Origin of the sequence: Mesorhizobium sp. B2-4-12 (assembly GCF_006441575.1) — a bacterium.
Taxonomy (GTDB): domain Bacteria; phylum Pseudomonadota; class Alphaproteobacteria; order Rhizobiales; family Rhizobiaceae; genus Mesorhizobium.
In genome coordinates this window covers 18,153-39,491 of record NZ_VFVC01000042.1, presented here as the reverse complement: position 1 = coordinate 39,491, position 21,339 = coordinate 18,153, and the positions used below count along the sequence as shown (strand labels likewise).

Below are 21,339 nucleotides of genomic sequence, written 5' to 3'. Positions count from 1 at the left end.
GCTCCATGATATGGCCGTCTTTATCAAGGACGGGCTCTTCAAATGCCTTTGCCGCCCGTGAGTCGCCAAGAAATCATGCTTTTCCGATTGTTCCGCCTGATTCTGGTCTGCGCGCTTGTCGCATCAGCGCCGCTCGGCGCCATCGCCCAGGTGGCAGGTCAGGCTCCCGCGACGCCAGGGGCCAGCCAGGCTCCCGTAGCGCCGGGTGGCAGCCCGGTTCCGGCGGCGCCCGCGGCCAGCCCGGCACCCCCGGGACTGATCGCCGATCAGCAGAAGATGATCAAGGACCTGACGGCAAAAACCGATGGTCTCGAGAAGAAGATTCAGCAGGACGGTGAGGAGGATTCAAGTCTCGTTGACATCCGCCTGCAGCTTGAGGAACTGTCCCGCGAGTCGCTGAATACCGCGCTTGCCTTCCGCACGCGCCTTGCCGAGATCAACGCCAGAGTTCAGCAGCTCGGCGCGGCGCCCGCCGCGGGCCAGCCGCCCGAGCCCGATATCGTGAGCGCCGAACGCCAGGCGCTGACGTCCGAAAAGGCCGAGATCAACGCTGTCATTTCGCAAGCCCAGGCCCTGTCGATCCGCATCAGCGGGCTGATCGACCAGATCGGCAATATGCGCAGCGCGCTTTTCCGCAATCTTTTGACGAAGCGCTATGTGCTGTCGGACGCGCTGAGCCCGCAGGTCTTTTCGGACGCCCGCGACGAGTTCCGCAACTTCTACAAGGCAGTGTCTTCCTGGCTGAGCTTCGCCTTCAAGTTCAAGTTCCAGGCCATTCTTGCGGCGACCTTCGTCGCGCTCGGCCTGGCCCTGGTGCTGCTGGTCGGCGGCAGGCGCCTGTTCGGGCGCGTGTTCGAAGCTGACCCCACTAACGAGGATCCGTCCTATCTCAGCCGCCTCTCGGTTGCCTTCTGGTCGACCCTGCTGCCCACGCTGGCGGTCGGCGCCTTTCTTGGGTCGACGATCTTCTTCTTCAATTATTACAACGTGTTGCGCGGCGATATCGGACTCTTCCTGAATGCGCTGGCGAGCGTCATCGGCGTGGTGTTCTGCGTCAACCGGCTGACCAATGCGGCTCTGTCGCCGCGCCTGCCGAACTGGCGCCTCATTCCGGTCGAAACGGGGCCGGCACGCTGGCTGGTGCGCCTGGCCACGGCCATGGCAGTGGTCATCAGCTTCAACACCTTCCTGTCGATCGTGAACGACAAGATGGGCTCGCCACTGTCGCTGACTATTGCCCGCAGTTTCCTCGCAACCATTATCGTCGGCGTCATCCTGATCCTGATGGCGATGCTGCGGCCGTTCAAGGCGCGCGACGGAAGCTGGCGGCCGTGGCCGGCATGGCTGCGCTACCTGGCGCTGTCACTCGGCCTCTTCACCATCATCGCCGCCTTGCTCGGCTATATCGGCCTTGCGCTGTTCGTCTCGCTACAGGTCGTGGTCACCGGCACCGCGCTCATTACCGCTTATATCGGCTTCCTGTCGGCGCAGGCGATCGGCGAGGAGGGCGCTTTCGCCAACACCACTGTCGGGCGCTGGCTGTCGGTCAACTCCAGCTATGAAGACACCGCACTCGACCAGCTTGGCCTCGTGGTCAGCGTCGCCATCAATCTGATGATCGTGCTGGTGTTCCTGCCGCTGATCCTGCTGATGTGGGGGTTCCAGCTGGGCGATATCCAGGCCTGGGCCTACAGGCTGGCGACGGGGATCACCATCGGTTCGGTGACGATTTCGGTCACCGGCATCCTCTCCGGTGTCGTCGTCTTCATCATCGGCTATTTCCTGACGCGCTGGTTCCAGGGCTGGCTCGACGGTTCGGTGATGGCACGCGGCAAGGTCGATACCGGGGTGCGCAACTCGATCCGGCTGGCGGTCGGCTATGCCGGCGTGGCGCTGGCGGCACTCGTCGGCATCTCGGCTGCCGGTATCGACCTCTCCAGCCTGGCGCTGGTCGCCGGCGCTCTATCGCTCGGTATCGGCTTTGGCTTGCAGAATGTGGTGTCCAACTTCGTTTCCGGCCTGATCCTGCTGGCCGAGCGGCCGTTCAAGGTCGGCGATTGGATCGTCGCCGGTGAGATCAGCGGCACGGTCAAGAAGATAAGCGTGCGCGCCACAGAGATCGAAACCTTCCAGCGGCAGTCGGTGATCCTGCCCAATTCAAACCTGATCAACAACGCCGTCGGCAACTGGACGCACCGCAACAAGCTCGGCCGCATCGACATCAAGATCGGTGTCGCCTATGGCAGCGACGTCAAGCAGGTCCATGCCGTCCTGCTCGAGATCGCGCGCAGCCATCCGCTGGTGCTGAAGAACCCCGAACCTTTCGTGCTGTTTTCCAATTTCGGCGCGGCCGCGCTCGAATTCGAAATCAGGGTTTTCCTGGCCGATGTGATGAATGGCAACATTGTGCAGAACGACGTCCGCTTCGCCGTGCTCGAGAAATTCGACGACCAGCATATCGAAATCCCTTCGACGCCGCGAGCCGTCGTCGAGACCAAGCACGCGAAGGCTTGGCCGACTGACGACGACAAGATCGAAGCCGATTTCATAGAGCAGGAACAGGCGAAGACAGAGGCCGCGGCCGAGGCGAAACGGACCGCCAAATCAGGACGCAAGGCGCGCAAGCCCGATCCCGACTAGATATCGGAGCCGGTCAGTTGTTCGCGATCGGCGCGGGGAGTGCCGTGTGCAGATCGATCTTGAAATCGCCTGCAGCCTGCACTGGGGAAGCCAAAGCCAATTGCGGCATGAATGCGGCATTCAGTTGCGGTTCAGCTTCCATCTCATATAAGCTTCCATGCAAAGGGCGAAAATGCCTTGCATAATGCAACAGGGGCGGTGGGAACACCGATATTGCACCATGTGGAAGTCTCTCGTCGCTGCCGTCGCCTTGCTCGCCGTGAGCGGCTCGGCCCATGCCGCCAGCGCGGTCAACAAGGACGCCGAGACCCGTACGCTGGTCGTGACGGAGGGCGGCAGCAAGACCGAACTTGCGCTGGCTGGAGGTGAAACCGTCGAGTTCTGCCAGAATGGCTGCTTCGTCACTTTGCCCAATGGCGATCTTGAAGCCCTGACCGGTTCGGAAACCGTCGAAATCTCAGGCGGGGTCGCCCGCATCAAGTGATCTCAGCGGCATGGTTGGAAAGGCCGGGCATTGCTCGGCCTTTTATTGTTTCGGTAGCGGGTTAACAATGACGCCGGAAATACGACCTCGTCGGCCGCCTACAACCGGGCGTTTCACTATTTTTCGACCGGGTGCGCTATCGCCCCGGCATGATCAAGGTCGAAGTCGACGCGCTGCCCGCTCCTGAGATAGGACTTGGTCGCTTGGCTTTTTCCGAATGTCGCAAACAGGCTTCATCAGCCCCATCGCTCGGCCCTATAGTCCGCGCGCTTTATCACACTGGAGTCGCGGGCAATGGCAGAGTTTCCGAAAAAGGCGAAGGTCGTCATCATTGGCCTCGGCGGTATTGTTGGTGCATCGATCGCCCATCATTTGATCGAGCGCGGCTGGGACGACATTGTCGGCATCGACAAGTCGGGCATCCCGACCGATATCGGCTCGACGGCGCACGCCTCCGACTTCTGCTACACGACCAGCCACGACTTCCTGTCCTGCTGGACGACACTCTATTCCATCGATTTCTACGAGAAGATGGGTCACTACGCCCGCATCGGCGGTCTCGAGGTTGCCCGCGTCGGCGACGACAGCCGCATGGACGAGATCAAGCGCAAGATCGCCTCTGCAAAAGCGTTTGGAACACGCGCGCGACTGATCGAGCCCGCCGAGATCAAGGAGAAATTCCCGCTCATCGAACAGGAGATGGTGCAGGGCGGCCTGTGGGATCCCGATGCCGGCCTCGTCATTCCGCGCTCGCAGACTGTCGCCGGCAAGCTCGTCGACCAGGCGGAAGCGTCGGGCAAGCTGAAATCCTTCGCCAACACGCCGGCCAAGTCGCTGGTGGTCAAGGACGGCCGCATCAGCGCCGTGGTGACAGACCGTGGCACGATCGAGGCTGACTATGTCATCGTCTGCGCCGGCATTTGGGGGCGGCTGATCGCGGAGATGGTCGGCGAGGACCTGCCGGTCATGCCGATCGACCATCCGCTGACTTTCTTCGGACCCTATAATGAGTTCGCCGGCACCGGCAAGGAGATCGGCTGGCCGCTGCTGCGCGACCAGGGCAACTCGGCCTATATGCGCGACACGGGCGATCCCAAGACCGCCGAGGGCGGGCAGATCGAATGGGGCTATTACGAAGAGACCAATCCGCGTCTCTGCCACCCGCGCGACCTGCTGGAAAAGGACCAGGCGCGTTTGTCGCCCTCGCAGCGCGACCTCGACATGGAGCAGATCCTGGCGCCGCTCGAACGCGCCATGGAACTGACGCCGATCCTGGGCGAACTCGGCTACAATGAAAGCCATTCCTTCAACGGCCTGCTGCAGGTGACGGCCGATGGCGGTCCGTCCATGGGCGAGAGCCAGAAGGTGAGGGGCCTGTGGTATGCCGTCGCCATCTGGGTCAAGGACGGCCCCGGCATGGGCAAGCTGATCGCCGACTGGATGACGGACGGCCGTACCGTGATCGACCACCACGCCATCGATTATGCGCGCTTCTACCCGCACCAGACCAAGGAGCAGTTCATCTGGGATCGCTGCACCGAAACGGCGATGAAGGTCTACAATCCGGCGGTGCATCCTCGCGAGCCGTTCTCAAAGGGCCGCAACATAAGGCGCTCCCCATTCTGGGAGCGCGAGAAGGAGCTCGGCGGTTACTTCATGGAACTGGGCGGCTGGGAGCGCGCACATGGCTATGCCGCCAACGAGCATCTGCTCGAAAAATACGGCAACCGCGTGCCGGTGCGCGAGAACGAATGGGACAACCGGCACTTCTGGCGCGTTTCCAATGCCGAGCACCTGGCGATGAGCGAGGATTGCGGCATCGTCAACCTGTCGCACTTCTCGATGTATGACGTCGAAGGACCTGACCACGTCGCGTTGCTGGAGTGGCTCTGCGCGGCCAAGATCGGCGGCGACAACAATATCGGCAAGGGTATCTACACCCATTTCCTCGACGAGGAAGGCATGGTGCGCGCCGACTTCACCGTCATCCGCATGGCCGACCGCTGCCGCGTCATCGACGGCGCCGACGCCGGCCCACGCGACTTCCAGTACATGCGTCGCACGGCGCAGGACAAAGGTTTTGACGTCACTATCACCGATGTGACGGAAAAATACGTCACCATCGGCATCTGGGGGCCGAATGCCCGCACGACCTTGCAGAAGGTGGTCGAAAATCCCGAAGGGCTGTCGCTGGAGAATTTCCCGTTCGCCGCGATCAAGCCGATCCGGATCGGCGGCAAGGACGTCACGGCTTTCCGCATCTCCTATGTCGGCGAGCAGGGCTGGGAATTGCATATGCGCTACGAGGATGGGCTGGCAGTCTGGGACGCGCTGCGCTCGACCGGCGTCATGCCATTCGGCGTCGAGACTTACGCCAACACGCGCCGCATGGAAAAGAGCCTGCGCCTGCAGAACGCCGACCTGCTGACCGAATACAATCTGCTGGAAGCCGATCTCGCGCGTCCGAAGGTCAAGGAGAACGATTTCTGCGGCAAGGCCAAGCATCTGGAATATCGCGCCCGCGAGCACCAGCCGGCGATGCTGTGCACGCTTGTCATGACCGACAACAAGGACGGCAAGGGTGTTGCCCGCTACCCCGTCGGCATCATGCCTGTGATGGATCCGGCAACCGGCGAGACGCTCGTCGACGAACTCGGCCGCCGCTCCTTCACGACGTCGGTCGCCTATGGCCCTACCATTGGCAAGAACATCGCGCTCGCCTACCTGCCCTGGGCCTATGCCCAAGAGGGCCGCAAGCTCGAGGTGGAGTATTTCGGCGAGACCTATCCGGTCGAAGTGGCCAGCGTCGGCTACAAGCCGCTCTACGACCCGGAGAACCTCAAGCCGCGCAGCTGATCGCGGACGGAGCAACGGACTGATCGCAAAAAGCCTGGCATAGAGCCGGGCTTTTGTCTTTTTAACCAGGCCGTTTTCGCTTACCCTCAAGGAATGTCTGCTTTCCCGAGCGCAAGACATTTCCTTTCGAGCTGCGCTGCGCTGGCGTTGATTCTCTGGCTGGCGCCCATATCCCGCGCGGACGAGCCGGTCGATGTCGAACTGGTGCTGGCGGTCGACGTTTCGCTGTCGATGTCGGCGGACGAACTCGAGATCCAGCGCCATGGCTACGCGGCGGCGCTGACGCATGACAATGTGCTGCGGGCCATTGCCAATGGCACCTACGGCAAGATCGCGGTCACCTATGTCGAGTGGGCCGGCACAACATGGCAGCGCGTCATCGTGCCGTGGACGGTGATCGCCAACCGCGCTGACGCGGAGCGCGTGGTGGCGCAATTGTCGGCCCAGCCGCCCGACAGCGCGCGGCGCACCTCGATCTCCGGCGCGTTGGAATTCGGCAGCGACCTTCTCGCCGAAAGCGGCTACGAGGGGACCAGGCGCGTCATCGACGTTTCCGGTGACGGACCCAACAACCAGGGCGCGCCAGTCAATCTCACCCGGGACGCGGTGGTCAGGCAGGGCATCGTTATCAACGGCCTGCCGCTGATGACCCGAGGCGGCTTCACCAGCGCCTATGACGTCAACGATCTCGACCGCTACTACAGCGACTGCGTCATCGGCGGCCCCGGAGCCTTCATGATCCCGGTCAACGACTGGACGCAATTTCCCGAAGCTATCCGCCGCAAGCTGGTGCTCGAGCTTGCCGGTTCGGCGTCACCGCAATGGGCGGCGGAAGCAGCCGATCACCCGCCAGTGGTGCTGGCGCAGGACAAGCCGGCCGTCGACTGTCAGATCGGCGAGAAAATGTGGCGCAACCGCAACTGGAGGCTAGACAACCGCTAGAGCCAGAATGATTTCAGATCGATTCCATCTGAAATCTGAATCCGCCTTTGGATCAAAGAGATAGAGCATGATGTCGTCCAAAAACCGCTTCACAGGTTTCGGCATCATACTCCAGGCTTGCCTCGCCGGCCGAAGCGGTGGCAGAGTGCCCAGATCATGCTATTCAGGCTAGGGGCGTCGCGGCCAAACCGAGGAAACATGAGATGAAACGCCTTGTCATCCTGACTGCCGTCGCGTCGGTCCTTTTTGCCGACGGCGCCAGCGCCCAATATGACGACCAGCCCGCCTGCGTCATGTTCGAGCACTCGAATTTTCGCGGGCGGTCGATCGAGATGGGGCCCGACGATTCCGTGAATTTTCGCGGCGGCCAGTTCTGGAACGACCGTGTGTCGTCGGTGTTCGTTCGCCGGGGCTGCACGCTGGTTGCCTATGAGGATACGAATATGAGCGGCGAATCGATCGAGATCAGGCGCCGGGTCCGCGAGCTCGGGGGCGATTGGAACGACCGAATCTCGTCCGCAGAGTGCTCCTGTGATGGCTACTGATACCGGGTTTCGGGCGGCCGGCTGGTGGCCGGCCGCCGATCTGGTTGCAGGACACTGCCTGGGTCTCCGTGCGCCTCACCATCCTGTTGATTGACAAGCCGATTGACGTCTGTGAGACAATTCCCTTCAGATAAAACAAAAGGGGAACTGACATGACCAGGATCGCCGTTCTTGCCGCAACTCTGACATTTGCCGCCGGCTTGTCCGCGCCGGCCATGGCTGCCACGTCGCTGACCATAGGGATCAGCGGCTGGACCGGGTTCGCGCCGCTGACGCTTGCCAAGCAGGCAGGCCTCTTCGAAAAGCACGGTCTCGACGTGACCTTGAAGAAGGTGCCGCAGGCCAGCCGTCCGCTCGCCATCGCCAGCGGCGACCTGCAATGCGCCGCCACCACGGTCGAGACCTGGCTGGTGTGGAACGCCAGCGGGGTGACCACCAAGCAGATCTTCCAGCTCGACAAATCCTATGGCGCCGACGGCATCGTCGTACGCAACGACATCAAGACCGTCGCCGATCTCAAGGGCAAGACCGTGGCCTCGTCGGCACCGGGCACGTCGCCCTATTTCCTGCTCGCCTGGGTGCTGAACAAGAATGGCATGTCGACCAAGGACGTGACGGTCGTCAATCTGGAGCCGGACGCGGCGGCCCAAGCCTTCCTTGCCGGCCAGAACGACGCGGCGGTCACCTATGAGCCGTTCATCTCGGCCGTGCGCGACAAGGCCGACCAAGGCCATATCCTGGCGACCACGCTCGACTATCCGATGGTTCTCGATACGGTCGGCTGCACGCCCGAATTCCTCAAGGCCAATCCCGATGCCGCCAAGGCGCTCGCCGACAGCTATTTCGATGCGCTCGACCTGATCAAGAAGGATCCGCAGAGATCCTACGAGATCATGGGCGCCGACGTGAAGCAGTCGGCCAAGGAATTCGAGGATTCGGCGAAGTACCTGAAATGGGCCGACAAGGCCGAGAACAAGCAGTTCTTCACCAAGGAATTCCCGGAATTTTCCAAGACCGCAGGCGCGCTTTTGCTGCAGATGGGACTGATCAAGGAAGCGCCCGACGTCACTACGCTTGCAGACACCAGCGCGGTGGCGAACTGACGGATCAACCCTGGGCATCACGCGGTGGCGCCGGGCGCCGTCGCTTTCCCTCCGACAAAGGATGAAGATGCGCCCCTTGCATCCGGTCTCGCCGGGCATTCGAACCGTGCTCGGCATTTCCTTCTTCGTGCTGTTCGTGGTCTTCTGGGCCTGGATCACACTTGGCGGCCACGTCAACCGCATCTTCCTCGCCGACCCGCTGTCGATGCTCAGGGACGGATGGCGCCTGCTGGTCGAGGACCGTTTCTGGCTCGACATATTGATCACCATCTGGCGGGTTTTCGGCGGCTTCGTGCTGGCCTCGGTCGTCGCCGTGCCGCTCGGCATCGCCATGGGCGCCTGGAAGCCGGTGGAAGCATTCCTGGAGCCCTTCGTCTCTTTTGCCCGCTACCTGCCGGCCTCGGCCTTCATTCCATTGCTCATCCTCTGGGCCGGCATTGGCGAACTGGAGAAGCTGCTGGTCATCTTCGTCGGCTCGGTGTTCCAGATCATCCTGATCATCGCCGTCAAGGTCGGGTCGACGCGGCGCGATCTGGTCGAGGCCGCCTATACGCTGGGCTCGACCAACAACAGCATCATCAAGCGGGTGATCATGCCGGCCAATGCGCCTGAAATCGCCGAGACGCTGCGGCTTGTGCTCGGCTGGGCGTGGACCTATGTCATCGTCGCCGAACTGATCGGCTCGTCCTCTGGCATCGGCTACATGATCATCAACAGCCAGTCGCGGCTGGCGACCGGACAAATCATTTTCGGCATCATCGTCATCGGTCTGATCGGCCTGTTGTCCGATTTCGCCTTCAAGGCGTTCAACCGCTGGCTCTTTCCGTGGAGCCTGGCGTGAGCAAACTTCTCATCGAGGGCGTCTCGCGTACCTTTGCCGGCGTGCGCGGCGGGCAGCCGGTCAAGGCGCTGATGCCGATCGACCTGGCGGTCGCTGCCAATGACTTCATCACCATTCTGGGTCCGTCGGGCTGCGGAAAGTCGACGCTGCTCAGAATCGTCGCCGGCCTGGAGGCGCCGAGCGAAGGCCGCGTGCTGCTCGACGGCAAGGCGGTGACGCGCCCGGGACCGGACCGCGGCATGGTCTTCCAGTCCTACACGCTGTTCCCATGGCTGACGGTCGCTGAAAACATCGCCTTCGGCCTGCGCGAACGCGGCATGGCTGAAAAGGAGCGGGACGGGGTCGTCGCGTCCTATGTCGATCTCGTCGGGCTGAAGGGGTTCGAAGACCATTGGCCAAAGCAGCTTTCGGGTGGCATGCAGCAGCGCACGGCGATTGCCCGCGCGCTGGCCAACGATCCCGAGATCCTGTTGCTGGATGAGCCGTTCGGCGCCCTCGACAACCAGACCCGCGGGCTGATGCAGGAGCTTCTGCTCGGCATCTGGGAACGGCGCAAGAAGACGGTGCTGTTCGTCACCCACGACATCGAGGAGGCGATCTTCATGGCCTCGCGCGTGATCGTGATGACGGCGCGGCCCGGCCGCATCAAATCGGACGTCGCCATCGACCTGCCGCATCCGCGCCATTACACGCTGAAGACCAGCCCGGAATTCTCGGCGTTGAAGGCGCGGCTGACCGAGGACATACGCGTCGAGGCGATGCGGACAGCGCAGGTCCAATCAAGCTGACGCCGTCTCGCTACACTCAAAGATTCCGCAGATCTTTGATGAGCATATAAAGGTGCAATGAGTCAGTCGGCGATTGGATAAATCCGTAGCGCCCGTAGAGAGCGCGCGCATTGTCGTCTTTTGCGTGCACGACCACTGCGCGGATACCTGCGATATCGGCCGCCTGCAAACTGCGCAGTATTGCATCGCGCAACAATCCGCCGCCAATGCCTTTGCCTTGCCAATCCAAACCGACGGCGAGACGCGCCAGCAGCATCACAGGCACGGGATGGCGTGCAAGACCTTTCGTTAGTCGCTCGGGCGCCCCGTCGTAACCGACCTCGGCAACGACCAGCGTATAAAAGCCGATCACGACGTCGTCTGAGAGGCCGATATAGGTCTGGGAGGCGTTGGCTTGCTGGTTTTGAAGAGCATAACGAACGAGAAAGCGATTGAGCGGTTCTTCACCGCAATCAAACGTGTCCACACCATGTTTGCGGGTCAGTTTCTCGATATGGAACTCGCTCACGCCGGATCGCGACCCGAAAAGATGCTGGGTTCGCTTAAGAGGCGCTTGAGGCGTGGCAGGTCGCGCGTCGGCGCATCCAGCGCAGCCATGAACGCGGCCCATTTTTCCGCGTCGAGATGGAAGCTACGTCGGTCGGCCAGTGTTTCCTCGGCACGGCCAAGCGCGCTTTCAAGGACAAAATCGCTCAGAGAGCGGCGTTCTGCAGCCGCGGCTGTTGCGAGTTTATGTTTTGCCTCGGGCGTAAGCCGCAAGTCCAGCTTTTCGGATCGGGTCGCTCTTGCTGTCATGTAATACCTCTTGGTAGAGGTTTATCACGTGTCGCCAGACAATGTCATGACATTTATTTCGGATCAGGCCGCCAGCAGTTGCTTGCGGTCGACGCGCTCCTGCTGCGGCGAACGGGCATAGAGCTCGCGGTAGCATTTGGAGAAATGCGAGGCCGAGACGAAGCCGCAGGCGACCGCCACCTCGACCACCGGCATCGAGGACTGGATCAAGAGATGCCTGGCGCGGTCGAGCCGGATTTCCAGATAGTAGCGGGCAGGCGAGCGTCCCATCTCAGTGCGGAAAAGGCGCTCGATCTGGCGGCGCGACAGGTCGACATGATCGGCGATCTCGATCAGCGACAGCGGCTCGGAGAGGTTCGCCTCCATCAGTTCGATGATGGTCAGCACTTTCGAGTTCTGTACGCCAAGACGCGCGCGCAGCGGCAGGCGCTGGCGGTCGGTCGGACTGCGCACGCGGTCGGTCAGCACCTGCTCGCAGACGCGGTTGACGAGGCTCTCGTCGAAATCGTCGCCGATCAGCTTCAGCATCATGTCGAGCGCGGCGGTGCCGCCGGCGCAGGTATAGATGTTCTGGTCGATCTCGAAGAGGTCGGCAAAGACATTGGCCTTCGGAAACGCCTCGGAAAATCCCGGCAGGTTCTCCCAATGGATGGCGCAGCGCTTGTTGGACAGCAGGCCGGCGGAGGCCAGGATATGCGCGCCGGTGCACAGGCCGCCGACGGCAACGCCGCGATTATACTCTTCGCGCAGCCAGGCGAAGGCTGATTTGTTCTGGTAGCGCTCGACATTGATGCCGCTGCAGACGATGGCCATGTTGGGACGATCCGGCCCCGCCATCTTCTTGCGTTCCTCCTCCAGCGAGGTGTTGACCGCGCATTCCACACCGTTCGAAGCGCGCACCGGCTTGCCGTCGATGCTGGCGAGGCGCCAGCGATAGGCCTCGTAGCCGAGCATGCGGTTGGCGGAGCGCAACGGATCGAGCGCGGTCGCAAAAGCGATCATGGTGAAATCGGGAATAAGGAAGAATACAAACGATCGCTTGATCGGATGCTTAACGGCGTTCACGGGAACCTCACGCAGCCATGACGCGAACAGGATGTCGCGAATAGCATAGCGACATCAGGAAATCCCATGCTTGTCAATTGGCTACACCGCTTGGACAAGATTAAATTTGCGACATGGGTCGCAAATGGGCAATTCACAGGCGGGAACCCATGATGCGATCCGGGACGAGCGCGGGCGCAACGCGGCACAACAGAAACGCCGCCTTGGCTTGAGCCAGGCGGCGTTACAGTCGTGAAGCCAGCAGCAGGGAGCGCTGTCTCAAAAAAATTTAGGCGACGAAGCCGAGGCGCGCCGCAGCCATGGCGCCGGTCTGGCCAGGCATGGTGTTGGCGAGGCGCTGGCGCTCGAGAGCGGTGGTCAGGTTCATTTCGCGGCGTGCAAAGAGGCGGGAAAAAAGCTTCATGATCATCTCCAATCGGTTGCTCAGACGGGTCGCCTTCGCTTGATGGAGTGGGGCAGCTCGTTTGCTGACGGTGATATAGGCTTGTGTGAGCTGAAACTAAATCGCAAAAGCGAAGCGCTTGATATGAAAAGCGACAACATGCGACAAGGCGGGGCGGGAGTGTCCAGAATTCGCGATTGTTTACAGTGGCTTAGTTCGGAAAACGAGATGCTATGCGGCTTGTTCATATGCGCCATGCAGCGGCGGCATGGCTCCTGAATTCGTTTGAATACAAATAAAACGACAAGAAACGTCCAATAAAACGAGAAGGCCTGCCGGGCGGAATGCACGGCAGGCCTTCAGCACAGGGTACACACGATCTACTTTGCTCCAGCCCAGGATCCGATGCCGTTGCGCATGCCGGTCTTGGCGTCGGCAGCTTCAGGCCAGCCAATATCCTTCTGCAGTTCGATCGGCAGTGAGCGGATGGCGCGTTCGGTCTGGTAGCGGGCGCGGGCCGCGCTGAATTCGGTCGCGATGCGGCCGAGGGAGGACAGGATAGACATTTCATTTCTCCTTATGCGCCAGGCGGCGATGCCCAGGCAGCGGCTGGTTACGTCAGGTCTGTTTCAGCTTCATTTCATATCGATTGCAGGTCTGTGTCGGAGTCGTTTCATGGCTGCTTATGGCAGCATCCTCAATCGATGCAGTTGACTATGCTCCTGATCTGATGTTCAATCAAACGAAATGGAATGATGCTTTGTATCAGAAAAATTGAAGGCCGATCGCCATGAACGCCCCACTCAATCATCCGCTGCCGCTGCTCGATCTTGACGTTTTGCGCACTTTCGTGGCGATTGCCGAGACCGGCAGCTTCACCACTGCCGCCAATGCCGTCTTTCGCACGCCGTCGGCGGTGTCGATGCAGATCAAGAAGCTGGAGGATATTCTTGGCCGCTCGGTGTTCGCCCGCGATGCCCGCTCGGTGACCCTGACGACGGATGGCGAAATGCTGCTCGGCTATGCCCGGCGGTTGCTGTCGATCAACCGCGAGGTGGTCTCGAAGTTCATCATTCCCGACATTGTCGGCGTGGTCCGGCTCGGCTCGCCGGATGATTATGGCGAGCGCGTGCTGCCGCATGTGCTGAAGCGTTTCGCGCAATCGCATCCCTCGATCGCCGTCGACGTCACCATCGACCAGAGCAGCAATCTGCGCCGGCGCATGGACGACCGCGCGCTCGACATCACGCTTCTGACGAACTCCTACAAGACCAGCGCGCTCGGTGCCGAGGTGCTCCTGACCGAGCCGATCGTGTGGGCCGGCGCCAAGGGTGGCTGCGCGCATCTGCGCGAACCGCTGCCGGTGTCGCTGTGGGAAGAAGGCTGCGCCTGGCGCGCCGGTGCGCTCGATGCGCTGGGACGCGAGGGCCGCAACTACCGCATAGCGTATATGAGCGCCCATACGGCCGGCCAGCGTGCCGCCATCATGTCCGATCTCGCCGTAGCGCCGCTGCCGAAGTCGTTCCTTGGCAACGATATGGTCGAGCTCTGCCCGAAGGACGGCATGCCCGACATCGGCACCTATAATCTGGCCATGGTGGTGGCACCGGACGCCAGCGCACCGGTCAAGGCCGTCGCCGACCACATCCGCGCGACCTTCGAAGTGTTCCGGGAAACCGGAAAATTCTGACAGGTGTCGCGATGAACCGAGCTTCGGTGCTCGGCGATCTCGTCAGGTTCGCAAAACCGGTTGATCATCTGGCTGAGACAATCGGCGTGCTGGGCTGGTCCGACACCCCGGTGGTGATGCTGACTGCTTATCAGATCGTGAGCGTCCTACAACGGGCCCGAGCGGGAGCTCTTACCGCTGCCGATGTGGAAGCATGGGCTGACCTGATCGAATGCAGGGAAGACATCGAGTATCAGCCGGAACATCATGAAGAAATATTGCAGGCGATCTACATGCTCGCCAATCCGGTCTTGAATGGATCGCTTGATGAAGCCTTGACCGACCAGCTGATCGCCTCGCTTTTGCCCTGATCCGCGGGTTTTTCGCTGCTCAGAAACGCGGCCATGCGTTGGCGGGCCCGCCGCGATTCGGGCATGTCGATCAATGGCCAGACGTGGAACATGCCTTCCTCGTAGATGACATCGACCTCGACGCCCGCGGCTCGCGCCTTCTTGGCGAAGATCAAATTGTCGGGACTGAGCATGTCGCGCGAACCGGTCAAAAGGAGTGTCTTCGGCAGCACGGAGAGATCGCCGTAGAGCGGGCTGATATGCCAGTCAGTGCGGTCGATCCCGGCACTGTACATCCGGATCGCCTCCAGGCCGCCGGCGATGCCGAGCCAGGGATCCTTGCCCTCGGCCTCGAACACTTCGGGATTGGCGAGCGACATGTCGAGACCAGGCGAGATCAGCACATGGCGCGACGGCAGAGCCAATCGTTCCTCGGCGGCCATCATGGTCAGCACCACGGCCATGTTGCCGCCGGCTGAATCGCCCATGAAGATAATGTCGTCCGGCTCCGTTTCGTCGAGCATGCGGCGATAGACATCGCCGACCATGCCGAACATGGCGTGGAAGTCATGCTCGGGAGCGATGGGGTAGATGGGCACGGTGACGGCGTAGCCCAGCCGGTCGGCCATGTCGGCAATCAAATGCCAATGGTAGGGCGTGATTTCAAAGACATAGGCGCCGCCGTGCAGGTAGAGAATCCGTTTGCGCTCGCCGGCCCTGGGGGCGATCTCGTAGACCGGGAATCCGTCGACCATGTGCGCCTCTATGTTGAAACGCTGGTGCAACGAGGCTGGCGGTCGATGATCCTCCGTCTTGCGCGCGGCAGCAATCCAGCGCCGCAGGTTTTCAGGGCTGGAAAACGCCTTCTTGCGGCTGTACCTGAGCACGAAGGAAACGAAATGGCTTTTCAAACTTGGCATGCGCATACACGAGCTTCGGCTGCAGCCGACTAAGAGAATTCCCCCTCTCTTGCGAAGATCGTGCGTTGGCCAAAAATGTCAAGATTTACGCCGTGTCCACACGGCGGTGTGATCCGAGCCGCAGTCAGCGGCACGGCAAAAGTGCGGCGCGCAGCCGGTTGCTGGTCACCGCCGGGAGTATGCGAGGTCCCCGGCGCCTGACGAGCAATTTGCACTTGTCGGCGAAATTCATCAGCGCGTGGTGCCCAGGAGCAGCGAAGCGAGTGCCGCCTGTGGGTCGCTCGGCGGCGAGGCCGGCCAGCCGATGTCCTTTTGGACATGCGCCGGCAGGGCATTCAGCGCGCGGATCGCCTTGTTCCTGGCATGGGCCTGCCTGATGGTCACACCGAAGCGGTTGAGGTTTTCGAACATCGACATTTCTATCTCCTTGAGAACTGAGGCGGCCGTGGTCGTGGAGATCTCCGGCCGCCGTTTCGACGTCCGCTAAATGCGTTGAATATGTATCGGATGGATTTCGCGAAAACAGCGTTTCGGTTTCCGGATCGACTCGATCCGGAAACATTTGCATGCAAATGAATTTTGCCCAGGTAATTGAGGCAGGCAGATGAGGGGCGGCGCCAGGATTGTCAGAAAAATGCGGCGTCAGATGACACGCGGCATTCTTCTTTGCATGACTACTCGCGGCCCCGCCGCGCCGCGTGGCCTTCGCGTGAGCGCCGGCGCGGGGTGGCATCGCCTGCCACACCGTCCTCGCTCACCGTCTTGCGTGGCGGCAGTTTCACCGCCGCCGACAGTTTCGGGAACGGATCGACCTTGTTCGGCAGTGCCATGGCATAGACGAAATGCTCCTGGAATTTTGGTTCCAGCGCGGTCTCGATCTTTTCGATCTGGCTCACCGTCTCCTCGATCTCACGGCGATAGCCGCGATTGAGCAGCGCCATCCGCGCACCGGCGCCGGCGGCGTTGCCGACGGCCGAGACCTTGTCCAGGTCGCAATCGGGGATCAGGCCCAGCACCATGGCGTATTTCGGATCGATGAACGAGCCGAAGGCGCCGGCGAAGTGGATGCGGTCGACATGCTCGGTGTGCTGCTTTTCCATCAGCAGCTTGGTGCCGGCATAGAGCGCCGCCTTGGCGAGCTGGATGGCGCGCACGTCGGTCTGGGTGATGGTGATCTTCGGCTCGCCTTCCTTCAGCACATAGGAGAAAGTGCGGCCGTTGGCGACGACACGCGGCGAGCGCGCGGCGAGCGAGCCGTCGACGACGCCATCTTCCGAAATGATACCGGCGAGATACATTTCCGCCACGATCTCGATGATGCCGGAGCCGCAGATGCCGGTGACGCCGGTCGCCTGCACGCTGTCGAGGAAGCCCGGTTCGTCGGACCACAGTTCCGAGCCGATGACGCGATATTTCGGCTCCAGCGTTTCGGGATCGATGCGCACGCGCTCGATGGCGCCGGGGGCCGCACGCTGGCCGCCGGAGATTTCGGCGCCCTCGAAGGCCGGGCCGGTCGGGGAAGAGGCCGCCACGACCCGCGCACGGTTGCCGAGCACGATCTCGGCGTTGGTGCCGACGTCGACGATCAGCATCATCTCGTCCTGGCGATGCGGACCTTCCGACAGCGTGACGGCAGCCGCGTCGGCACCGACATGGCCAGCGATACAAGGCAGCATGTAGAGCCGCGCGCCCTGGTTGAGCTTGAGGCCGATGTCGGATGCCTTGATGCGCACGGCGCCCGAGACGGCAAGCGCGAAGGGGGCGCCGCCGAGTTCGGTCGGATCGATGCCGAGGAACAAATGATGCATGATCGGATTGCCGACGAAGACGGAATCCAGGATGTCGTTGCGCTGGACGTTGCCTTCCGCGCAGACCTTGTCGACGAGGCTGGAGATCGCCTCGCGCACCGCGACCGTCATGCCTTCGCGGCCGTCCGGGTTCATCATCACATAGGAGACGCGGCTCATCAGATCCTCGCCGAAGCGGATCTGCGGGTTCGACGTGCCCGACGAAGCGGCGACGCGACCCGATAGCAGCGACACCAGATGCATGGCGATGGTGGTCGAGCCGATGTCGCAGGCGAGCCCATAGGCCTCGTTCTTGAGGCCTGGCCACAGGGCGATGACACGCGCTATGTCGCTGTCGGCATCCTTGTGGATGGCGGCGGTGGCGGTCCAGTTGCCCTTGCGCAATATGCCCTGCACCTGCGGCAGCAAATAGAAGTCGAATTCGAGGTTCTTGAGACCCCAGTCCTTCATCAGCGCGATCTTGAGCCGGTCGAGATCGCCGAGCGGCTTGTGCATGTCGGGTTCTTCGATCTCGACATAGCACATGCGGATGGCCGTATCGCGGGCGATCACCCTGGTGTCGGCATCCTTGCGGATGGTCTGCGCGTTGATGACGGTATCCTGCGGCACGTCGATGACGAGGTCGCCGAGGATTTGTGCCGAGCAGGAGAGGCGGCGCCGTTCAGGCAGGCCGCGCACGCGCTCATAGCGCTCTTCCTTGGGGCCCTTGGCCGAAATGTGGTCGTTGGAGGAGACGATCTTGTGCTTGGCGAAATTGCCTTCCTGCACCTCGACCTGGCACCGCCCACAGGTGGCGCGTCCGCCGCACACGCTCTCGACATAGACGCCAAGCTGGCGCGCTGCATCGAGCACCGGCGTGCCGACAGGAAACCGCCCGCGCTTGCCGGACGGCATGAACAGCACGAGCGGATCGGTAATGTTTGCAGGTGAATTCACGATTGCGCGCTTATCCCCTTGCCATGCGGGCTTCACGGCCGCCACGGCGGCGGCCGCCATTGCCGCCGCCTTCGCCCGGCGCGTTGACAGCGGTCGGAGCGGCAACGGCCTGGCCGCCTTCGGACGGCTTGTAGTCCTTGTAGGTCCTGATCCAGTTGGTGCAGTTCTCGTCGGTGCCGTTGAGCACATTGGCGCCGCGCACGGCTTCCATTTCCTGCGGCCGCACCGGGTTCATGATCGCCGAGGTCATGCCGGCGCCGATCACCATCGGGATGAAGGCGGCGTTGATGCCGTGACGGTGCGGCAGGCCGAAGGAGATGTTGGACAGGCCGCAGGTGGTGTTGACCTTGAGTTCTTCGCGCAGGCGGCGCAGCAAGGCAAACACCTGGCGGCCGGCATCGCCCAGCGCGCCGATCGGCATGACCAGCGGATCGACGACGACATCGTGCGCCGGAATGCCGAAATCGGCGCAGCGCTGCACGATCTTCTTGGCGACGGCGAAGCGCACGTCCGGATCCATCGAAATGCCGGTCTCGTCATTGGAGATGGCGACGACCGGAACATTGTACTTCTTGACCAGCGGCAGGATGGCTTCGAGCTTCTCTTCCTCGCCGGTGACGGAGTTGACCAGCGGGCGGCCCTTGGCGACCTTTAGCGCGGCCTCGATCGCGGCGGTCACCGACGAGTCGATCGACAGCGGCAGGTCAACCAATCCCTGAACGATCTCCAGTGTCTTCACCAACAGTGCCGGCTCGGTCGCGTTCGGGTCGACGGCGGTGACGCCGGCATTGACGTCGAGCATGGTGGCGCCGCAGGCTGCCTGTTCCAGCGCGTCCTTGATGACGGTCTCGAAATTGCCGGCCACCATCTCGGCGGCGAGCTTTTTGCGGCCGGTCGGATTGATGCGCTCGCCAATCACGCAGAAGGGCTGGTCGAAGCCGATGATGATTTCTCGTGTCGCCGAGGCAACGATGGTCCGGGTCATGAAATCTCTCCGTCGTGATATAAAGAGTTCTTTATATCGTTATCTGATTTTGATCAAGCGAATGGTCGCTCTCCGCGCGGATCAATGCGCGGTCTTCACCATGTCCACCTGGGTTTCGGTAATGTCCTCATGCAAGATGCGGTCGAGCCGGTCGGCGACCATCTGATCGTCGCGACGAATCTCACGCTTCCACGGCTGGCGGCCCTTGAGCACGCCCGATTCATCGACGATCTCGGCGACATATTCCTCCTGGCGGTAGGCCATCACATGGACACCCGAGACGCCTGATATTTCCTTCACCTCGTTGATGATGTCGATGCAGAGCTGCTTGCCTTCCTTCTTCTGGTCCTGGGCGCCCTCGAGCCGCTTGATGACGGCATCCGGGATGTGGATGCCCGGCACATTGGAGCGGATCCATTTGGCCGTCTTGGCCGAGGCGAGCGGGCCGACGCCGCACAGGATGAACACCTTCTCGGTGTGGCCGAGATCGCGCGCCTTCTGCATGAACGTCTTGAACATCGGCACGTCGAAGCAATACTGCGTCTGCACGAACTGCGCGCCGGCGGCGATCTTCTTGCCGAGATGGATCGGGCGGAAGTCGAAGGGCGGCGCGAACGGGTTGACGGCCGCGCCGAGGAAGATCTGCGGCGGCGTCGTAAGCTTGCGGCCGGACAGGAACTTGCCGTTGTCGCGCATGATGCGGACGGTTTCGAGCAGCGACATGGAATCGAGGTCGAACACCGGCTTGGCCCCGGGCTGGTCGCCAGCCTGCACGCCGTCGCCGGTCAGGCACAGCATGTTGGCGACACCCATGGCGGCGCCGCCCAGCACGTCGCCCTGGATGGCGATGCGATTCTTGTCGCGGCAGGCGATCTGCATGATCGGGGCATAGCCCATGCGGGTCAGAAGCGCGCAGATGCCGACCGAGGACATGTGGCAGTTGGCGCCCGAGGCATCGACGGCGTTGATGGCGTCGACCCAGCCATCGAAGATCCTGGCCCTGTTGTAGACGTCCTCGGGATCGGCGCTGTCCGGCGGATTGAGTTCGGTCGTCACCGCAAATTCGCCGCGCCGCAGCACACGCTCCAGGCGGCCGCGTGAAGAGTGGCCGGGCAGGGGATCGAGCGGCAGGTGAATGCCGTCCGGGTTCTCGTCGCGCTGACGGTCGCTCATGCGGCGGCTCCGGTTTTTGGCGCGGCGTCGGCTTCACGGGCTGCCGCCGCCTGCGCGGTGACACGTAGCCAGGCCGAAGTTTCGCGCAACGACTGATCGACCGGCTTCTGCACGGTCAGGATCTTGTCGTTGTTGACCATGTTCTGCGAACCTTCCCAGGCCTTGACCCAGACGCAGGGCATATCGGGCTCGACCTCGCAATTGCCATTGGCGCGGACGCCGCCGCATGGGCCGTTGCGCAATTGCTTGGGGCAGTTCATCGGGCACGACATGCCGGTCGACGACAGGATGCATTGGCCGCACATGCGGCAGTCGAACATGAAGCCCTTGACGCGCTTCTCGACGAACTTCACCGGGGCTTCGACGCGGCCATAGCCGATGCCTTTCCACAAGGGATGCAGCAGCAGGAAGGTATCGGCGAAGCGGGCATAGAACCATTCGAGCAATCGCGAGTGCCGAATAGACCACAATCTCACCGCAAAGGAGCGCTGCACGCGCCGCTGCGGCGACACGTCGGCCGGCTTGTAGTCGGATTTCGGCGCTGCCTTCTTGACCAATGTGGCCTGGGTAACCGGCTGGACAACCCTTTGGCCATCTTTGACAGGAGTCGTGTCAGACATTTTCTTTGCCACCCGCCTTGACCAGAGCGACCAGCCGCTCGCGGTCATATTTCGCATCAAGCTCGTGAAAGGCCTTTTCGACCTCGGCTTCGAGATCGTCGCCGACCGGGACCGGATCGGCCTTGCGCCATTCGGCGAGATAGTCGTCGGTGCCGCCGGCGCCGGTGCGCATGGCGCACATGTCGATCGCCTCGGTGAAGCGCAGCGGCAGTTCGCGCTTGGCGTTCTGCCGGCCCTTCTTGACGATGACCTGGGCAGGGATGTCGCGCCAGTAGACGACGATAAGATCGGCCATGAATTCTCGCTCCTCGAACTTTGGAGCATTGCCGCAAGCCTCGTTGGCCCGCTTGTTATGGGACGACGCGCGCGCATTCAAAAGCGACGCATTTGGATGTCGTAAAATGAAAGGTGCGTTTATTCGTTTCCGGCGTGTGTCG

General features: G+C 62.0%; 23 protein-coding genes. 10 read left to right on the top strand and 13 right to left on the bottom strand.

Annotated elements, in window-relative coordinates; genetic code table 11:
• The first annotated feature begins 75 nt into the window (after positions 1–75).
• Positions 76–2,640 (top strand): mechanosensitive ion channel family protein, encoded by a 2,565-nt coding sequence (locus tag FJ934_RS21910; protein ID WP_140612344.1) that lies wholly within the window; start codon positions 76–78, stop codon positions 2,638–2,640.
• Positions 2,641–2,653: 13 nt separating this feature from the next.
• On the opposite strand, the gene FJ934_RS28715 is transcribed toward FJ934_RS21910, so the two are convergent.
• Positions 2,654–2,782: a hypothetical protein gene (locus FJ934_RS28715; RefSeq protein ID WP_281407625.1), complete on the bottom strand. Its 129-nt coding sequence runs from the start codon at positions 2,780–2,782 to the stop codon at positions 2,654–2,656.
• Positions 2,783–2,860: 78 nt separating this feature from the next.
• Between FJ934_RS28715 and FJ934_RS21905 the strand changes: the two genes are divergently transcribed.
• The 7 genes from FJ934_RS21905 to FJ934_RS21875 all read left to right on the top strand — a co-directional run bounded on the left by FJ934_RS21905 (position 2,861) and on the right by FJ934_RS21875 (position 10,199).
• Positions 2,861–3,124 (top strand): hypothetical protein, encoded by a 264-nt coding sequence (locus tag FJ934_RS21905; protein WP_027145877.1) that lies wholly within the window; start codon positions 2,861–2,863, stop codon positions 3,122–3,124.
• Positions 3,125–3,418: 294 nt separating this feature from the next.
• Positions 3,419–5,980 carry an FAD-dependent oxidoreductase gene (locus tag FJ934_RS21900; protein ID WP_140612340.1) on the top strand — a complete coding sequence of 854 codons (2,562 nt, stop codon included), beginning with the start codon at positions 3,419–3,421 and terminating at the stop codon, positions 5,978–5,980.
• Positions 5,981–6,073: 93 nt separating this feature from the next.
• Entirely contained in the window at positions 6,074–6,922 is an 849-nt protein-coding gene (locus FJ934_RS21895; protein ID WP_181165716.1) for a DUF1194 domain-containing protein, read from the top strand.
• Positions 6,923–7,125: 203 nt separating this feature from the next.
• Positions 7,126–7,467, top strand: a complete 342-nt coding sequence (locus tag FJ934_RS21890) for a peptidase inhibitor family I36 protein (RefSeq protein WP_140612336.1) — start codon at positions 7,126–7,128, stop codon at positions 7,465–7,467.
• Positions 7,468–7,619: 152 nt separating this feature from the next.
• The gene (locus tag FJ934_RS21885; protein ID WP_140612334.1) at positions 7,620–8,570 is read left to right on the top strand and encodes an ABC transporter substrate-binding protein; all 951 of its coding nucleotides are present in this window, start codon (positions 7,620–7,622) and stop codon (positions 8,568–8,570) included.
• A 67-nt stretch (positions 8,571–8,637) separates the two neighbouring features.
• Positions 8,638–9,411 (top strand): ABC transporter permease, encoded by a 774-nt coding sequence (locus tag FJ934_RS21880; RefSeq protein WP_140612331.1) that lies wholly within the window; start codon positions 8,638–8,640, stop codon positions 9,409–9,411.
• Positions 9,408–10,199, top strand: a complete 792-nt coding sequence (locus FJ934_RS21875; protein WP_140612329.1) for an ABC transporter ATP-binding protein — start codon at positions 9,408–9,410, stop codon at positions 10,197–10,199. Before FJ934_RS21880 ends, FJ934_RS21875 begins: the two co-directional genes overlap by 4 nt.
• A gap of 16 nt (positions 10,200–10,215) precedes the next feature.
• Here FJ934_RS21875 and FJ934_RS21870 read toward each other — a convergent pair whose 3' ends face one another.
• The 5 genes from FJ934_RS21870 to FJ934_RS21850 all read right to left on the bottom strand — a co-directional run bounded on the left by FJ934_RS21870 (position 10,216) and on the right by FJ934_RS21850 (position 13,007).
• On the bottom strand, positions 10,216–10,707 hold the full coding sequence (locus FJ934_RS21870) for a GNAT family N-acetyltransferase (RefSeq protein WP_246671592.1): 492 nt from the start codon (positions 10,705–10,707) through the stop codon (positions 10,216–10,218).
• Complete coding sequence (locus FJ934_RS21865) at positions 10,704–10,994, bottom strand: DUF1778 domain-containing protein (protein ID WP_140612325.1); 291 nt, start codon at positions 10,992–10,994, stop codon at positions 10,704–10,706. Before FJ934_RS21865 ends, FJ934_RS21870 begins: the two co-directional genes overlap by 4 nt.
• Positions 10,995–11,057: 63 nt before the next feature.
• Positions 11,058–12,059, bottom strand: coding sequence for a GlxA family transcriptional regulator (locus tag FJ934_RS21860; protein WP_140612323.1), 1,002 nt, complete (start codon positions 12,057–12,059; stop codon positions 11,058–11,060).
• 268 nt (positions 12,060–12,327) lie between these two features.
• Positions 12,328–12,462 carry a hypothetical protein gene (locus FJ934_RS28710; RefSeq protein WP_081295128.1) on the bottom strand — a complete coding sequence of 45 codons (135 nt, stop codon included), beginning with the start codon at positions 12,460–12,462 and terminating at the stop codon, positions 12,328–12,330.
• A 359-nt stretch (positions 12,463–12,821) separates the two neighbouring features.
• Positions 12,822–13,007, bottom strand: a complete 186-nt coding sequence (locus FJ934_RS21850; RefSeq protein WP_140612321.1) for a hypothetical protein — start codon at positions 13,005–13,007, stop codon at positions 12,822–12,824.
• A 224-nt stretch (positions 13,008–13,231) separates the two neighbouring features.
• On the opposite strand from FJ934_RS21850, the gene FJ934_RS21845 reads away from it, so the two are divergent.
• Together FJ934_RS21845 and FJ934_RS21840 are read left to right on the top strand one after the other, a co-directional pair.
• A complete protein-coding gene (locus tag FJ934_RS21845) occupies positions 13,232–14,131 on the top strand; it encodes a LysR substrate-binding domain-containing protein (protein ID WP_006335555.1) in 900 nt (299 codons plus the stop codon).
• 11 nt (positions 14,132–14,142) lie between these two features.
• The gene (locus FJ934_RS21840; RefSeq protein WP_140612319.1) at positions 14,143–14,481 is read left to right on the top strand and encodes a hypothetical protein; all 339 of its coding nucleotides are present in this window, start codon (positions 14,143–14,145) and stop codon (positions 14,479–14,481) included.
• On the opposite strand, the gene FJ934_RS21835 is transcribed toward FJ934_RS21840, so the two are convergent.
• The 7 genes from FJ934_RS21835 to FJ934_RS21805 form a co-directional block, all read right to left on the bottom strand.
• Entirely contained in the window at positions 14,400–15,380 is a 981-nt protein-coding gene (locus FJ934_RS21835) for an alpha/beta hydrolase (RefSeq protein WP_140612317.1), read from the bottom strand. The two genes, FJ934_RS21840 and FJ934_RS21835, sit on opposite strands and share 82 nt — an antisense overlap.
• A 231-nt stretch (positions 15,381–15,611) precedes the next feature.
• On the bottom strand, positions 15,612–15,797 hold the full coding sequence (locus tag FJ934_RS21830) for a hypothetical protein (protein ID WP_140612315.1): 186 nt from the start codon (positions 15,795–15,797) through the stop codon (positions 15,612–15,614).
• 257 nt (positions 15,798–16,054) lie between these two features.
• Complete coding sequence (locus FJ934_RS21825) at positions 16,055–18,184, bottom strand: ASKHA domain-containing protein (RefSeq protein ID WP_140612313.1); 2,130 nt, start codon at positions 18,182–18,184, stop codon at positions 16,055–16,057.
• Positions 18,135–19,109 (bottom strand): methyltetrahydrofolate cobalamin methyltransferase, encoded by a 975-nt coding sequence (locus FJ934_RS21820; protein ID WP_140612311.1) that lies wholly within the window; start codon positions 19,107–19,109, stop codon positions 18,135–18,137. Before FJ934_RS21820 ends, FJ934_RS21825 begins: the two co-directional genes overlap by 50 nt.
• 81 nt (positions 19,110–19,190) lie before the next feature.
• The gene (locus FJ934_RS21815) at positions 19,191–20,282 is read right to left on the bottom strand and encodes a methylenetetrahydrofolate reductase (protein WP_140612309.1); all 1,092 of its coding nucleotides are present in this window, start codon (positions 20,280–20,282) and stop codon (positions 19,191–19,193) included.
• Complete coding sequence (locus FJ934_RS21810; RefSeq protein ID WP_140612307.1) at positions 20,279–20,902, bottom strand: methylenetetrahydrofolate reductase C-terminal domain-containing protein; 624 nt, start codon at positions 20,900–20,902, stop codon at positions 20,279–20,281. The genes FJ934_RS21815 and FJ934_RS21810 overlap by 4 nt, the downstream gene beginning before the upstream one ends.
• The gene (locus tag FJ934_RS21805) at positions 20,895–21,197 is read right to left on the bottom strand and encodes a virulence factor (RefSeq protein WP_137933169.1); all 303 of its coding nucleotides are present in this window, start codon (positions 21,195–21,197) and stop codon (positions 20,895–20,897) included. Before FJ934_RS21805 ends, FJ934_RS21810 begins: the two co-directional genes overlap by 8 nt.
• Between the last annotated feature and the right edge of the window lie 142 nt (positions 21,198–21,339).